We start from the raw sequence: 14922 nt of genomic DNA on the forward strand, positions 1-14922 counted from the left end.
ATTTCTCGCGTAGCGCCGAGGCGGACTGCCTCTGCGCTGAGGTGAACCGGTCTCATGTAAACGTTTACGCTCCGTCGCCGCAATCCGAAGATGCACGGGTCGCGGTAACGATTGGGTAACTCGCAGGAGACCTTGGTGTGACGCGTCGGACTTGTCCCGATCCTCAGCCGAGCAACCGGCCCACCCAGTCCACGACGTGGACAGGGCCCTTTCCGCACGATTCGGGCAGATCGTCGTGGGGGCGGCGTTCGAGGGCGACCTGCCACGTGCGCCCGTCCCGGTGCCGCACGGCATACACGTCGGCACCCGGGTGCGCGCCGCCCGGCCGGGCGTCCACTCCGAGGTCCGCGGGGGCGGCGCGGGACACCGTGAGAGCGGTGAGGTCGGTGATGCCGGACTCGAGCCTGACGTGCGACTCAGCGGCCTGCTCCGCAGCGGTCAACGCACTGCGTCCCCGGTCGTGCCGGGGCCCCAGGACTCCCTCCGGCAGGTGGTCGGAGGCGGCCAGCTCGAGCAGCTGGCCGCTCAGGTCGCCGTCGAGTCGGGCCAGCGTCGCTCCGTGGGGGAGCAGGACGCCCGTGGGGGCGAATCGGTGGCCACCGGTGTGCGACGCCTCCCACACACGCCCCGGGTGGCCGTCTGCCGCCTCGAGGGCGACGGGGCGCCCTCGGACGGCGCAGCAGACGTCGCGACGTCCGTTGGTGCAGATCAGCAGGATCGGCTCGGCGGGCTCGGCCCCGGGCGCGGTGGCAAGGACGGCGTCACGGTCACCTCTCGCGAGGGCGTCGAGGTCCAGCTCGAGCAGCGCGACGGGGTCGGTGACCGTCACGCGCAACAGCCAGGGCATGCTGCCCGACCAAGCGAGGTATGCCGTGTGCGCGCCGCCGTGCGGGTCGTCGGCGTGCCGTCCGGGGCGCCGGATGAGGGACAGTCGACCACCCCGGTCGGCGCAGGCCTTGGACAGCGAACTGCCCACTCCTGCAGGCAGATGTGACTGTGTTGCGGCATCCCGACCCCAGGGTCCGGGCTGTTCCAGTGCGACGAAGAAGGTCGCCCGGGCTGCCGTGCCGTAGGCGCTGATGTCTGCCTGGTCGAAGCCGACCGAGCAGGCGTCCGGCGCGGGGGTGGCATGGGTGGGGTGGCTGGAGGTCACGACAGTGGCGGCCCGGCGATGCGGGCGATGGCTGTCGTCGCAGGGACGCCGGAGCCGTCTCGTCGACCCGTCGCGTCCGGCAGGTCCAGCGCCACGCCGTTGGCTGCTGCGGCCCGTGCGGGCAGGGCGCCCGCCCAGGCCAGGACGAGCGTGTCCTCACCCTTGAGGAAGCGGTGGCAGCGCACGCCACCGGTGGCGCGGCCCTTGGCCGGGTACTCGGTGTAGGGGGTCACCTTGATGGAACCGGGTTCGGTGCCGGGCAGCGCCCCGGACGAACCCGACGACGTGACCACGATGGCGTCGGTGCCCTCGGGGACGGCGCCGAAGAACGCGACGCGCTGACCGGCGGCGAGCTTGATGCCGGCCATGCCTCCAGCCGGACGCCCCTGGGGTCGCACGACGGCGGCACCGAACCTCAACAGCTGGGCGTCCGAGGTGATGAACACGAGATCCTCTGTCCCGGAGGACAGCTCGACTGCGCCGACGACCTCGTCACCGTCCTTGAGCGAGATCAACTCGAAGTCAGCCCGCGCCGGATAGTCCGTCGTCACCCGCTTGACGACGCCCTGAGCCGTGCCGAGGGCGATCCCGGCGGAGTCGGGCGACACCGAGACGAGGGCGAGGGGCTCCTCGCCTGCCGGGAGGTCGACGTAGGCAGCGAGTGGCGCGCCCCCTGACAGGCTGGGGGCGCCGTTGGTCGGCGGCAGGGTGGGCAGCTCCAGGGCCGAGAGTCGCACGAGCCGGCCACGGGAGGTGACCAGCCCGACCTCGCCGCGGGCCGTCGTGCGGACCGCACCGACGAGCGCGTCGTGCTTGCTGCGCGAGGCGTCGACGGGCAGGGGGTCGGCAGAGCCGGTGCGCGCCAACAGGCCGGTGGACGACAGCAGCACCCAACAGGGGTCGTCAGCGACCTCGAGGGGCGTGCTGGTGGCGGCCGGCACACCCGCCGACTCCAGCAGCACCGTGCGGCGCGGGGTCCCGTGCGTCTTCGCGACGTCCGCGAGCTCGTTCGACACCGTCTTGAGCAGGAGCTTCTCGTCGCCGAGGATCAGCTCGAGCTCCTCGATGAGCCGCTCGAGCTCGGTCTTCTCCTTGTCGAGCTCGAGGCGGCTGAACTTGGTGAGCCGGCGCAGCTGGAGCTCGAGGATGTAGTTGGCCTGGGCCTCCGACAGGTCGAAGACGTCCATCAGCCGGGCGCGCGCGGCCGCCGCGTCGTCCGACGTGCGGATCACCTGGATGACCTCGTCGATGTCGAGGATCGCGATGAGCAGCCCCTCGACGAGGTGCAGCCGGTCCTTGTACTTGTTCAGTCGGTACTCGGTCCGGCGGCGCACGACGTCGGTGCGGAAGTCGACGTAGACCCGCAGCAAGTCCTTGAGCCCCAACGTCTTTGGCTGCCCGTTGACCAGAGCGACGTTGTTGATGGAGAAGGAGTCCTCCATCGGAGTGAGCTTGTAGAGCTGCTCGAGGACCGCGTCGGGGTTGAAGCCGTTCTTGACCTCGATGACCAGCCGCAGGCCGTGCTTGCGGTCGGTGAGGTCCTTGACGTCCGAGATGCCCTGGAGCTTCTTGGACTGGACTGCGTCCTTGATCTTCTCGATGACCTTCTCGGGGCCGACGAGGTAGGGCAGCTCGGTGACGACGATGCCCATCCGGCGCGGCGAGGTCTTCTCGACCCGGGTCGTCGCGCGGGTGCGGAAGCTGCCGCGCCCGCCGAGGTAAGCGTCACGGATGCCGTCGAGCCCGATGATGCGGCCACCCTGCGGCAGGTCCGGACCGGGGACGAACCGCATCAGGTCGTCGAGGGAGCAGGTGGGGTTCGCGATGAGGTGGCGAGCCGCACCGATGACCTCGACGAGGTTGTGCGGCGCCATGTTGGTCGCCATGCCGACGGCGATTCCGCTGGCCCCGTTGACGAGCAGGTTGGGGAACGCGGCGGGGAGCACCTCGGGCTGGAGCAGCTGGTCGTCGTAGTTGGGGATGAACTCGACGGTCTCCTCGTCGAGGCCGGTGGACATCAGCATCGCGGCCGGCGCGAGCCGTGCCTCCGTGTAGCGCGACGCGGCCGGGCCGTCGTCGAGTGAGCCGAAGTTTCCGTGCCCGTCGACCAGCGGGAGGCGCATCGTGAACGGCTGGGCCATCCGGACGAGGGCGTCGTAGATCGCCGTGTCGCCGTGGGGGTGGTACTTGCCCATCACGTCGCCGACGACGCGAGAGGACTTCACGTGGCCGCGCTCGGGGCGCAGCCCCATCTCGGACATGGAGTAGAGGATGCGGCGCTGCACCGGCTTGAGGCCGTCGCGTGCATCGGGCAGGGCGCGGGAGTAGATGACCGAGTAGGCGTACTCGAGGAACGCCCCCTGCATCTCCTCCTCGACGTCGATGTCGACGATCCGCTCGACAAAGCTCTCGTCGGCGGGCGCTGGCGGGGTCTTGCGGGCCATGCGTGTGTGCATCTCCTTGCGATCGTCCCCGCACGGCGCGGGGAACCCCCCAATCTTGTCCCACGCCTAGACGGGGCCTGCCCCCGACTCGCCGCCGAAGTGCCCCCAGTGCACGACCTCGGCCACCTCGCGGCGCGGCCGGGTCCGGCTGGAGCCCTCGGTGCGGCGCAGCTCGTGGCCGAGGGCCACGACGCCCACCAGCCGCCGGTTCTCCGGTATGCCGTGGGCCCGCCGGACCGCTTCGTGCCGCGCCGGAGGGATGCCGAAGAACAGGGCCCCGAGACCCTGGTCGACGGCGGCGAGCAACATGAGCATGGCCGCCATGCCCGTGTCGACGTCCCAGTAGGGCACCGGCCACCTGGTCGGGTCCCGGTCGGTCCAGCCCTTGTCGGGCTCGGCATACCGGTCGAGGTAGGTGTCGGGGTCGGAGAGGCACAGCACGAGGATCGGAGCGGACGACACCCCTGCCAACCAGCCGTCCGGGGGCGCGCCGGGCGGCAGGTCCGGGTCACGGGTGGCGTCCCAGAACCGGCGCCGGTCCTGGTCCTCGGCGAGGACGACGAAGTCCCAGCCCTGGCTGAAACCGGCGCTGGGAGCCCGCTGCGCGGCATACAGGACCGCCTCCAGGGCAGTGGGCGTGACCGGTCGGTCCGGGTCGAACCGCCGGACCATGCGGCGCCGCCGGATCACCTCTGCGAACTCCATGGGCCCATCCTGTCGTGGGGATCCGCCGTGGCGGTCGGGGGACCCCCACAGGCGGCTGCCAGACTGGCCGACGAACCCACCGCCCGAGCACTGCCAACCCGGGGCCGTCCTGCGGCGTCCACGAGGCATGACGACCATGGCCGCGGTGGCACTCACGGGAGGGGTGGCAGTGCCGGCGCGAGACCGCGTGGACGTGGAAGCGTCCGTTCGTGAGATCTACGACGTGCACTACGCACGCCTCGCCGGGTGGACCGCCAAGCTGGTCGGCGACACCGACCTGGCCCACGACCTGGCGACCGAGGCCTTCCTCAAGCTGTTCCGTGAGTTCGACCGGGTGGACGACCCGAGGCCCTGGCTCTACACCGTCACTGCCAACCTGGTGCGCGACCACTGGCGCAAGCGGGGGCGCGAGGCCGTCGCCTACCAACGTCACGAGGCTGGTCGCGACGACTTCACGACCGACGCCGACCACGCCACCAGGCTGACCGTCCGGGATGCCGTCGAGGCACTGCCGGACCGGCTGCGGGTGGCCGTGATGCTGCACTACTTCGCCGACCTGCCCGTGGCCACCGTGGCCCGGCAGCTCGACAAGTCCGAGGGAACGATCAAGCGAGACCTGTTCGACGCGCGCCAGCGGATGGCGACGATGCTGGGAGAGATTCGATGAGCCCCGACCTGTCCGACCTGCCCGGCGCCGGGGAGCAGCGCGACCCCGTCGCGGACTTCTTCGCACGGGAGCGCGCCGACATCCGGGAGCTGCCTGCGGGGACCGACCGCTGGGAGGCGATCGTCGTCGAGGCCTCCCAGCCCCGCCGGCGCCACCTGATGCCCTACCTCGCGGGTGCCGCCGCAGTCGTCCTGGTCGGTGGTGTCGTCTGGGGCACGGGACGAGGACCGGGCACCGACCAGGCAGCCGACACCGCCAGCAGCACCTCGCCCGTGTCGACCGTCACCGTCTCCGAGACCGTGCGGCCGTCTGTCGTGGTGCCGCCGCCGTCGCAGGGGTCGTCCGGCGCCCCCAGCACGCCGGTCGGCCCGACCTCCCAGCCTGCCCCGAAGTCGTTCGGCATCGTGTCGATGTCCAATGCCGGCGGCAAGCACCTCTACGCCCTGGGATCGGCGACCTGTCCCAAGGGTGAGTGCACCGCCGTCATCGCTTCCGACGACGACGGGGCCACGTGGACGACGCGGGCCTCCTTCGAGACCCTCACGACACCCGGTGCGCGGACCACCCCCGATCGCGCCAACCAGCTGGTCGGGATCCGGTTCGCCAACGACAGGGTGGGCTACGTCTACGGCAGCAAGACCCTGCGCACCGCTGACGGTGGCCGCAGCTGGACCGACGTCGACGTCCGCGGCCGCACTGTCCTCTCGCTGGAGACGGACGGCACGCAGGTCTGGATGGTCACCGCCCGATCCTGTCAGCACGGCGCCGTCACCGGCCCGCGTGGCTGCGTGGGCCTCCAGCCGCGCACCGGGTCCATCGGGACGACCGGCACGGTGCCGGTGCAGTTCTCCGGGATGCCGGTGGCCGGGGAGAACGCCTGGATCGCGATGGACGGGTCCGACGCCTACTACAACGTCACCACGACCACCCCGACGGTGACCGGTCGGGCGATGCGTCTCACCGGGAACCTCGGAGTGCTGCCGTTGCCGAAGGGGTGTGCCGACGCCCAAGGACTGTGGGTCTTCGCAACGGCCAACACCCCGGGCACTCTCCTCGGCATCTGCCCTTCGGCCACGAAGCCGGCGGAGGAGTATGCCCTTGCTGTCTCGGGCGACCACGGTGCCACCTGGAGCACCCGCCCGGCCCCCGGTCTGGGGCGACCGTCCATGGCGGGCATCTGGCTGACCGCGACAGATGCCAGGCACCTCGTGGCTGTTCGCCAGGGACTGCCCTCCAGCGCCGGAGTGGCGGACGAGCCCACCTCCCTGCTGACCAGCGGAGACGGCGGCGTGACCTGGACTCCTGTCAGGCTCGGCACAGTGGGGTCCCCCACCTGGGCCGGAGCGGCAGGTGGTGGCCTGGTCTACGCCATCACGGGCGGGCTGGCGTACTGGCAGAGCGACGACTCGGGCGCGACCTTCGAGACCGTCTCCCTGCGCAGGTAACCGCGAGTTCGGTCCGCCCCGTCATGGCCCATCCACGGCATGACATGCTTTCGCCATGAGCGAGGCCTCGGCGCTTCCAGCCGGCTATCCGGCAGAGTGGGAGGCCGACGTCGTCCTGCGGGACGGGTCCGTGGCCCACCTGCGGCCGATCACCCCGAGCGACGTCGACGCCGTCCACCGGTTCCACGCCGGCCAGTCCGACGAGTCGATCTACATGCGCTTCTTCGCGCCGCTGCGCCAGCTCAGTGACCGCGACGTCACCCGGTTCACCAACGTCGACTACCACGACCGCGTGGCCCTGGTGGCCACCGTCCGTGGCGAGATCATCGGCATCGGCCGCTACGACCGGATCACCCCGACCAGCGCCGAGGTGGCCTTCAACATCTCCGACCTCTACCAGGGCAAGGGGATCGGCTCGGTGCTGCTCGAGCACCTCGCAGTCATCGCCTGGGAGGCAGGGGTTGAGGAGTTCACCGCCGAGGTGCTGCCGCAGAACCGCAAGATGATCTCGGTGTTCTCGGATGCCGGCTACGAGGTCAGCCGCCACTTCGCGGACGGTGTCGTCTCCCTGACCTTCAAGATCCAGCCCACCGAACGCTCCGAGGCCGTCCGGCTCTCGCGCGAGCACCGGGCCGAGTCGGTGAGCATGCGTTCGGCGCTGTTCCCCGACTCCATCGCCGTGGTCGGGGCCAGCCGCCGGTCCGACTCGATCGGTCACCACATCCTCACCAACCTGATGTCGGCCGGCTTCAACGGCGTCGTCCACGCCGTCAACCGCGAGGCGATGGAGGTCCTCGGGCTCCCCGCCCACGCGCGGGTGTCCGACATCCCGGACGAGGTCGACCTCGCGATCGTCGCCGTGCCTGCCGGGGAGGTGCTCGACGTCGTCGCCGACTGCGCCGAGGCGGGGGTCAAGACCCTGCTGGTCGTCAGTGCCGGGTTCGCCGAGTCCGGCCCGCAGGGGGAGGAGCTGCAGTCCCAGCTCCTGGCCGCTGCCCGGGAGTCGGGCATGCGGGTGCTGGGACCCAACTCGTTCGGCGTGATCAACAACGACCCGGCGGTCCGGCTCAACGCCTCGCTGGCTCCCGAGCTGCCGCCATCCGGTCGGTTGGGACTGTTCGCCCAGAGCGGTGCCCTCGGGATCGCGGTCCTCGCCTCCGCCGCCCGCCGAGGGCTCGGCATCTCGGTGTTCGCCTCCGCCGGCAACCGGGTCGACGTCTCGGGCAACGACTTCATGCAGTACTGGATCGACGACCAGAGCACGGACGTGGTCGGCCTGTACCTCGAGTCGATGGGCAACCCGCGCAAGTTCTCCCGCATCGCCCGGCGGCTGGCCTCGACCAAGCCGGTCATCGTGGTGAAGTCCGGCGTCTCGTCCTACGGCGTCCCGCCCGGGCATCGGGCCGGCTCGACGAGGGTCCGCCCCGAGGCCTTCGACGCGATGCTGCGCCAAGCGGGGGTGATCCGGGTGGAGAACGTCCACCAGATGTTCGACGTGGCCCAGCTCGTCGCCCACCAACCGCTGCCGCGAGGCAACCGGGTGGCCATCGTCGGCAACTCCGATGCCCTCGGGGCGCTGACCGCAGAGGCCTGCATCAGCTGGGGGCTCGACGTCGCCCACGGCCCGGTGTCGTTGCCGAGCGAGGCCCGTGGCGAGCAGTTCGCAGAGGCTCTCGCCGATGCGTTCGCCGACCCGGAGGTCGACAGCGTCCTCACCTGCTTCATCCCACCGCTGGTGACTCCCGACGAGGACGTTGCCACGGCGGTTCGCGACGCATCAATGAAGAACGAAAAGCCCTGTCTGGCAACGTTCCTCGGCATGCGCGGTGTTCTCGAGAGACTGTCCGGCAACGCCATTGACGGGCGGCCCACAGTCGTGCCCGCCTACGCGATGCCCGAGGACGCCGTCCGCGCCCTCGCCGCCGCCACGAGGTATGCCGAGTGGCGGGCACGCGACCGCGGCGTAGCGGTCCATCCGGCGGGTATCGACCGCGAGGCCGCAGAGCTCCTCGTCGAACGCATCCTCGAAGAGTCGCCCGAAGGCCGACGGCTCACCCTCCAGGAGGTCACCGAGCTCCTGGCCGCCTACGGGATCGAGGTGTGGGGCAGCGTGCCCGCCCGCACGGTCGACGACGCCGTCGCCGCGGCGGGGGTGATCGGCTATCCGGTCGTCATCAAGTCGGTCGCACCGCTCATGCGCCACTCGCCGGGACTGAGCGGTATCCGGGTCGACCTTCGCACCGAGGCGCAGCTGCGCGAGGCCTTCGACGGGCTCAACGAGCGGCTGGCCCCGATGTCGGCCAACTCCTTCGTCGTGCAACGGATGGCCACGCCTGGCGTGTCGTGCGTGGTTCGAACCGACGAGGACCCGTTGTTCGGTCCGGTCGTCTCGTTCAGCATTGCCGGTCCGCCGACCGAGCTGCTCGGGGACATCGGTCATCGCATCCCGCCGCTGACCGACGTGGACGTGTCCGACCTGATCTCGTCGGTCAAGGCCTCACCGATGCTGCACGGCCACCGCGGTGCCGCCCCCGTGCACCGCGCCGCCCTGGCCGACCTCATCGCTCGCGTGTCGGTGCTCGCTGACAACCTGCCCGAGGTGTCCAGCCTCGTCCTGAACCCCGTCAATGCGCAGGTCGGGGGCGTCGACGTGCTCGGCGCCGAGGTCACCTTGGCACCGACCCCGCGCCGCAAGGACCCGGGGCGTCGCACCCTCACCTAGACAGGCTGACTCGCGACCTGGCCGGAGCGCGGTGCGCCTCCCTAGGGCAAGATGGCACCCATGGGCTCCACCTCACCCCAGAATGCCGGCTCACAGAGCGCCGCCTCACCGGGTGCCGCTGCACACGGCGCCGCCTCCAACGGCGCTTCCGTACCGCCGGCACCGCTACCCGTCGACCTCACGCGGGCGATCGAGCGGGCCGGCTACTACCCGGCCCTGGTGGCGGACGTCGTCCACGCGGCCCTGGGTGGCGAGGAGGTGGTGTCCCACCTGGTCCACCAGGAGACGACGTTCGACCACGACGTGGTCCGTCGCCACATCACCGTGCTCGCCCTCACCACGTCGAGGCTGGTGATCGCGCACGCGGACGACCACACTGACGAACGCCCGGGCCACGAGGACGTCGCCACGGCCACCACCGAGAGCGTCCCGTTGTCGGCCGTGCGCGGGGTGATGATCACCCACGTGGTGGCCCGCCCCCAGGAGTACCAGCCCGGATCCCTGGGCCGTGAGATCACGCTCACGCTGGGTTGGGGCGCCGTGAGCCGTATCGACCTGATGCCGGCCACCTGCGCCGACCCGGACTGCGAGGCCGACCACGGCTATGAGGGCAGCGTCGCCTCCGACGACATCTCGCTGCGGATCAGCGCCGACGCCGAGGGCGAGCCGGCCCTGCAGCAGGCCCTCAGCTTCGCCCGGGAGCTGTCGGCGAGCATCGGCAGCTGACGTGCCCCTCCCTCCCGAGGTCCGGCCCAAGGCGATGCCCTAGCCGATGCCACACGCGGGACTGCTCCCACCCCACTACGACGAGTCCGGGCTGGCCGGTGTGCTGCCCGCCGTTGCCGCGAGCCTCGGTGTCCGCAGGTATGCCGACCAGGCCCACCTCGCGCTGCCGGAGGCGCGTCGCGCCATCGTCGTCCTCGTCGACGGCCTCGGCTACGAGCTGATCAGGCGACGCGGCGGACACGCTCCCTTCCTGCGCTCGCTGCTGCCCGCGGCATACCGCATCACGGCCGGCTTCCCGGCCACGACGGCGACGTCGATGGGGACGTTCGGCACCGGCCTGCCCCCGGGGTCGCACGGGCTGCTCGGGTACGAAGTCCTGGTGCCCGGTGAGGACCGGCTGGTCAACGAGCTCTCCTGGGAGGACGGTCCCGACCCGCTCACGTGGCAGCCGCAGGAGACCGTGTTCGAGGTCGCCGAGGCGGCCGGGGTGTCGGTGACCCGGGTCGGGCCGGGCTTCTTCGACGGTTCGGGCCTGACGCGAGCGGCGTTGCGCGGCGGGAGGTTTCGAGCGGCTGACACGCTCGCGGACCGCGTGGACGCCTCGCTCGAAGCCGTGCGCTCCAGCGCCCGTGGGCTGGTGTACCTCTACTGGGGCGAGCTCGACAAGGTCGGCCACGTGTTCGGCTGCCAGTCCTGGGAATGGGGTGACGAGCTGGAGGCCATCGACGCCGAGCTCGGTCGGCTGGTGCGATCGGTGCCCAGCGACACGGCCGTGTACATCACCGCCGACCACGGGATGGTGGACGCCCCCCACGCCCTCCGGATCGACCTGGCGCACGACGACGAGCTGGCCGCCGGCATCCGGCACGTGGGTGGCGAGCCACGCGCCCTCCAGCTCTACTGCGAGGACGGGGCGGCCGCTGACGTCGCCCAGACCTGGGCGGCCCGGGTGGGGGAGCGCGCCTGGATCCGGACGCGGGAGGAGGCAACCCGAGAGGGCTGGTTCGGGCCGGTCAGCGACGTGAACCGGCCACGCATCGGCGACCTGGTCGTGGCGATGCGGGACAACTTCGCCATCGTCGACTCGCGTCGCGCCAGGCCACAGCTCCTGGCGCTGCTCGGGCTGCACGGCTCGCTGACGCCCGAGGAGTCCGCCGTGCCGTTGTTCCATGTCGCAGCGCGCGACAACGCCTAAGGTGTCCTCTCGTGGCTGAGCTCGTCTTCTTCTCCGGGACCATGGACTGCGGCAAGTCGACCCTTGCCCTCCAGATGGACCACAACCACCAGGCCCGCGGCAGGTCCGGCCTGATCTACACCAAGCTCGACCGCGCCGGGACGGACGTGCTGTCCTCGCGGCTCGGGCTGTCCACGGCCGCCCACGAGGTCAGTGACGACCTCGACTTCTGGGATGCGGTGGTCGAGCAGGCCACGAGCGGGCTGCGCGTCGACTACCTCATCTGCGACGAGGTGCAGTTCTACACCCCTGCGCAGGTCGAGCAGCTCGCGAAGCTCGTCGACGAGATGGGCATCGACGTGTTCGCCTTCGGCATCACGGCCGACTTCCGCACCCAGCTGTTCCCGGGGTCGCGCAGGATGATCGAGCTCGCCGACCAGGTCCAGGTGCTCCAGGTGCAGGCCCTGTGCTGGTGCGGCCGTCGTGCCACCCACAACGCCCGCGTGGTGGACGGCGTGATGGTGGTCGAGGGCGAGCAGGTCGTCGTCGGCGACACCAAGCCCGGCAGCGAGACCCTCGTCGAGTACGAGGTGCTCTGCCGCCGCCACTTCATGCGCCGGATGAACTCGGCCGCCGCCCGTGCGGCTGCGGCCTCACCCGACGTCCTGCCGTTCGACCTCGACGTCTGCCCGGTCCCGCAGGGCTGAGTGCCGCTCCCGCAGGGCTGAACGCTGTTCTGGACCACGCCCTCAGTCGCGCGGCTTGGCCCCGAACATGACGTCGTCCCAGCTGGGGACGCTGCGGCGAGCGGGCCTCTTGGAGGCCCCGACAGCCCCGGCGGCTGCCTTGCGGGGTGCCCGGTCCTCCCGCGCTTCGTCCTGGTCCTGGTCCTGGTCCTGGTCCTGGTGTGCCTCGGCGCGCTCACGCGGTGCCTCGACCTCGGGCTCGGCGTCGACGTCCAGGTCGCCGCGCGCGTTCGCTTCGGGCCCCTCGCCCAGCTCGGGCCCCCTGTCCGCCTCCGACGGGACGACAGCCGGCAGCACGTCGTCGCCGATCGCGCTGTCCGGGTCGTCGAGGGGGTGCGGACCCTTGGCTCCCGGCGGCGGCGGCATCGACTCCGGGTCGTAGGCGAGGTCCTCGAGGGGGAGGGCGTCGTGGCGGGGTGCATCGTCGACGGGGGTGTGGGTCGGGGGGTTCTTCCGTCGACGGGGCCGGCCACGGTGCGAGGCACGCTCACGCATGGCCGACATCAGGTCCAGCGGTTCGTCGGTGGAGGAGGACGACCCACCGCGGGGGGCCGGGTGGCGGGCCGACCCGACGCCGCCTTCGGCCTCGACGTCGTAGACGGTCGTCGTGCGGACCGGTGCGGACACGAGGTGGGGAGCCGGGAGCGGGGAGGTGGTCCCGGAGGCGTCCTCCTCGCTGAGCCAACGGGCCTCGTCGTCAACGGCCGCGACGGTACGCGCCGGCACGTCGAAGGACCAGCGGGCCTGCCGCTCGCGGCCACCGGCGGGAAAGGTGAGGATGACGGTCCAGTCGCCTTCGGTGCTGCGAGCCGCGTCCCACTCCGCCGCGCCGGGGTCGACCCCTCGTCCGGACAGCCGCTGGCTCACCCGGGCGGACAGGGTCGGTGCACTGGCACCGCTCGCGCTGCGCCCGCGCAGTCGCACGGCGCGGGCCAAGCCGGCGACGTACTCACGTTCGGCCAGGATCGGGCCCTCGTAGCGGCGCACCTTCTCGACCGGCCAGCCGGACCGTCCCGCGACCTCCTCGGCCGACAGGCCACCTCGGATCAGTGCCTGGACCTCGCGGGGACGCATGCCTCCGTCGATCTCGATCTGCAGCTGACCCAGCCGAGGCCGGTCGCGACGAGCAGCTGCGCGCAGTGGTTCGTCGAGCTGGACACGGAAGTGTTCCCCCTCGGAGTCGGACAGCAACAGGTGCTGGCCGTCATCCTGCACTCCGATCAGCCGCAAATCCCGCATTGCCATCGTCTCCAGTATCGGCGTGGTCTCCCGTATCGCCCTCGCTCGTGGATCGGGCACCGTGCTGCTGACTCTGCCATCCCCGAGGTCGAGGCGAAAGCGCCCACGCCGCAACGGTAGTTTTGACCTCGCGATGCTGACCTTCGACGCACACCTCCAACTGGCACTCGACCTCGTCGGGGTGTTCGCCTTCGCGCTGTCCGGCGGCCTGGTGGCGGTGAAGAAGCGCCTCGACCTCTTCGGCGTGCTCGTCCTGGCCGGTGCCGCAGCCCTCGGGGGCGGCGTCATGCGCGACATCCTCATCGGCGCGCTGCCGCCGGTGGGCATCTCTGACTGGCGACTCCTCACGTCCGCGCTGGTCGCCGGGCTCGTGACGTTCCTCTACCACCCGGGCGTGGAGCGGATCTCGCGCTTCGTCCGGGTGCTCGACGCAGCCGGACTGGCGGTGTTCGCCATCGGCGGCTCGCTCAAGGCGCTGGGTGCGGGAATGGACCCGCTCACCTCCGTCTTCGTCGGAGGCATCACCGCGGTGGGCGGGGGCATCGTCCGCGACGTGCTGGCCGGCCAGGTGCCGGAGGTGCTGCGTCGCGAGATGTACGCGCTGCCGGCCCTGCTCGGCTCGGTCCTCATCGTCACGGCCCACCACTTCGACGCCATCAACCCGTTCGTCATCTGGGGGTGTGTCGCCCTCGTCTTCGGTATGCGGATGGTGGCGGTCGTCCTCGACGTCCACGCCCCCAAGCCCCTTCGCACTGGAGACCACACATGAACGGCTGCCTGACGTGACCACTGACCAAGGACCCCTCGAGCCCTACGACGGCATCCTCCTGCTGTCCTTCGGTGGACCAGAGAAGCCCGAGGACGTGCTGCCGTTCCTGCGAACGGTGACAGCAGGCAAGAACATCCCCGACGAGCGGCTCGAGGAGGTCGGGGAGCACTACTACGGCTTCGGCGGCCGCAGCCCCATCAACGACCAGAACCGCGCGCTGCTGGCCGCGTTGCGCGCCGAGCTGGACCGGCGCGAGATCGACACCCCGATCGTCTGGGGCAACCGCAACTTCACCCCTTTCACGGCGCAGGCGCTGGCGCAGGCGCACGACCAGGGCCTGCGGCGCCTGGTCACCGTCGTCACCAGTGCCTACTCGTCCTACTCGTCCTGCCGGCAGTACCGCGAGGACCTGGCTGCCGCGCAGCAGACGGTGGCCGACCTAGGCATGACGATCGAGCTGGACAAGGTCCGCCCCTACTCCAACCACCCGGGCTTCGCCCGCGCGAACACCCGGCTGGTCACCGAGGCAGTGCGCGCTGTCCTGCGCGACGGAACGCCGGCTGCCGGGATCCGGTTGCTGTTCGTCACCCACTCGATCCCAACTGCGATGGACGACACCTCCGGACCAGGTGACTCCGAGGGCAACGCCTACAGCCGACAGCACCTCGCCCTCGGGGCCGCCATCGCCGACGAGGTCAACGCGACCCTCGACACCGACCTCACCGGGGAGCTCGTCTTCTGCTCCCGATCAGGCCCCCCGACGCAGCCCTGGCTCGAGCCGGACGTCAACGACCGCCTCGAGGAGCTGGCACAGGACGGGGCCACCGTGGTGGTGGTGGCGCCCATCGGCTTCGTCTCCGACCACATGGAGGTCGTCTACGACCTCGACACCGAGGCTGCCGCCACGGCGCAGCGGCTCGGGCTGCGCCTCGTGCGTGTGCCCACGGTGGGTGTCGATGCGGAGTTCGTGTCAGGACTGGTCGACCTCGTCCTGGAGAGAGCCGCCCAGGCGCGCGGCGAGGAGCCGGCGACACCCGTGTGGCCCGGTCGCGAGGCGATGCCGTCCACCTGTGCCCCGGGGTGCTGCCCCAACCTGCGCGACCCCAGGCCGGCCCTGTGCGGGCGGGACTGA

General features: G+C 71.1%; 12 protein-coding genes. 8 read left to right on the forward strand and 4 right to left on the reverse strand.

What is annotated here, in order from left to right; genetic code table 11:
• Positions 1-163: 163 nt before the first annotated feature.
• The 3 genes from AC1DWR_RS03370 to AC1DWR_RS03380 form a co-directional block, all read right to left on the reverse strand.
• On the reverse strand, positions 164-1153 hold the full coding sequence (locus AC1DWR_RS03370; RefSeq protein ID WP_477623649.1) for a sucrase ferredoxin: 990 nt from the start codon (positions 1151-1153) through the stop codon (positions 164-166).
• On the reverse strand, positions 1150-3597 hold the full coding sequence (locus AC1DWR_RS03375) for a DNA gyrase/topoisomerase IV subunit A (protein ID WP_477613432.1): 2448 nt from the start codon (positions 3595-3597) through the stop codon (positions 1150-1152). The genes AC1DWR_RS03370 and AC1DWR_RS03375 overlap by 4 nt, the downstream gene beginning before the upstream one ends.
• Before the next feature lie 66 nt (positions 3598-3663).
• On the reverse strand, positions 3664-4302 hold the full coding sequence (locus AC1DWR_RS03380; RefSeq protein ID WP_477613167.1) for a nitroreductase family protein: 639 nt from the start codon (positions 4300-4302) through the stop codon (positions 3664-3666).
• A gap of 127 nt (positions 4303-4429) precedes the next feature.
• Here AC1DWR_RS03380 and AC1DWR_RS03385 point away from each other — a divergent pair, with 127 nt between their 5' ends.
• Genes AC1DWR_RS03385 through AC1DWR_RS03410 form a run of 6 tightly spaced genes read left to right on the forward strand, consistent with a single transcriptional unit; the run spans position 4430 to position 11743 of the window.
• A complete protein-coding gene (locus AC1DWR_RS03385; protein WP_477623650.1) occupies positions 4430-4969 on the forward strand; it encodes an RNA polymerase sigma factor in 540 nt (179 codons plus the stop codon).
• A complete protein-coding gene (locus AC1DWR_RS03390) occupies positions 4966-6414 on the forward strand; it encodes a sialidase family protein (protein WP_477623651.1) in 1449 nt (482 codons plus the stop codon). Before AC1DWR_RS03385 ends, AC1DWR_RS03390 begins: the two co-directional genes overlap by 4 nt.
• 55 nt (positions 6415-6469) lie before the next feature.
• A complete protein-coding gene (locus AC1DWR_RS03395) occupies positions 6470-9136 on the forward strand; it encodes a bifunctional acetate--CoA ligase family protein/GNAT family N-acetyltransferase (protein ID WP_477623652.1) in 2667 nt (888 codons plus the stop codon).
• A gap of 60 nt (positions 9137-9196) precedes the next feature.
• Positions 9197-9862 carry a DUF5998 family protein gene (locus AC1DWR_RS03400; protein WP_477623653.1) on the forward strand — a complete coding sequence of 222 codons (666 nt, stop codon included), beginning with the start codon at positions 9197-9199 and terminating at the stop codon, positions 9860-9862.
• A gap of 46 nt (positions 9863-9908) precedes the next feature.
• Positions 9909-11057, forward strand: a complete 1149-nt coding sequence (locus AC1DWR_RS03405) for an alkaline phosphatase family protein (protein WP_477623654.1) — start codon at positions 9909-9911, stop codon at positions 11055-11057.
• A gap of 11 nt (positions 11058-11068) precedes the next feature.
• Positions 11069-11743 carry a thymidine kinase gene (locus AC1DWR_RS03410; RefSeq protein WP_477613161.1) on the forward strand — a complete coding sequence of 225 codons (675 nt, stop codon included), beginning with the start codon at positions 11069-11071 and terminating at the stop codon, positions 11741-11743.
• A gap of 42 nt (positions 11744-11785) precedes the next feature.
• On the opposite strand, the gene sepH is transcribed toward AC1DWR_RS03410, so the two are convergent.
• Positions 11786-13027 (reverse strand): septation protein SepH, encoded by a 1242-nt coding sequence (gene sepH / locus AC1DWR_RS03415; protein WP_477623655.1) that lies wholly within the window; start codon positions 13025-13027, stop codon positions 11786-11788.
• Between the two features lie 127 nt (positions 13028-13154).
• On the opposite strand from sepH, the gene AC1DWR_RS03420 reads away from it, so the two are divergent.
• Both AC1DWR_RS03420 and AC1DWR_RS03425 read left to right on the forward strand, forming a co-directional pair.
• Positions 13155-13790 (forward strand): trimeric intracellular cation channel family protein, encoded by a 636-nt coding sequence (locus tag AC1DWR_RS03420; protein WP_477613159.1) that lies wholly within the window; start codon positions 13155-13157, stop codon positions 13788-13790.
• Positions 13791-13794: 4 nt separating this feature from the next.
• Positions 13795-14922 (forward strand): ferrochelatase, encoded by a 1128-nt coding sequence (locus AC1DWR_RS03425; protein ID WP_477623817.1) that lies wholly within the window; start codon positions 13795-13797, stop codon positions 14920-14922.

It is taken from the genome of Pedococcus sp. P2_E2 (genome assembly GCF_056403955.1).

Coding starts and splice junctions, on each gene's coding strand:
- AC1DWR_RS03385 (WP_477623650.1), top strand. CDS start 4,430: ATGACGACCATGGCCGCGGTGGCACTCACGGGAGGGGTGGCAGTGCCG.
- AC1DWR_RS03390 (WP_477623651.1), top strand. CDS start 4,966: ATGAGCCCCGACCTGTCCGACCTGCCCGGCGCCGGGGAGCAGCGCGAC.
- AC1DWR_RS03375 (WP_477613432.1), bottom strand. CDS start 3,597: ATGGCCCGCAAGACCCCGCCAGCGCCCGCCGACGAGAGCTTTGTCGAG.
- AC1DWR_RS03420 (WP_477613159.1), top strand. CDS start 13,155: ATGCTGACCTTCGACGCACACCTCCAACTGGCACTCGACCTCGTCGGG.
- AC1DWR_RS03395 (WP_477623652.1), top strand. CDS start 6,470: ATGAGCGAGGCCTCGGCGCTTCCAGCCGGCTATCCGGCAGAGTGGGAG.
- AC1DWR_RS03380 (WP_477613167.1), bottom strand. CDS start 4,302: ATGGAGTTCGCAGAGGTGATCCGGCGGCGCCGCATGGTCCGGCGGTTC.
- AC1DWR_RS03400 (WP_477623653.1), top strand. CDS start 9,197: ATGGGCTCCACCTCACCCCAGAATGCCGGCTCACAGAGCGCCGCCTCA.
- AC1DWR_RS03405 (WP_477623654.1), top strand. CDS start 9,909: ATGCCACACGCGGGACTGCTCCCACCCCACTACGACGAGTCCGGGCTG.
- sepH (WP_477623655.1), bottom strand. CDS start 13,027: ATGGCAATGCGGGATTTGCGGCTGATCGGAGTGCAGGATGACGGCCAG.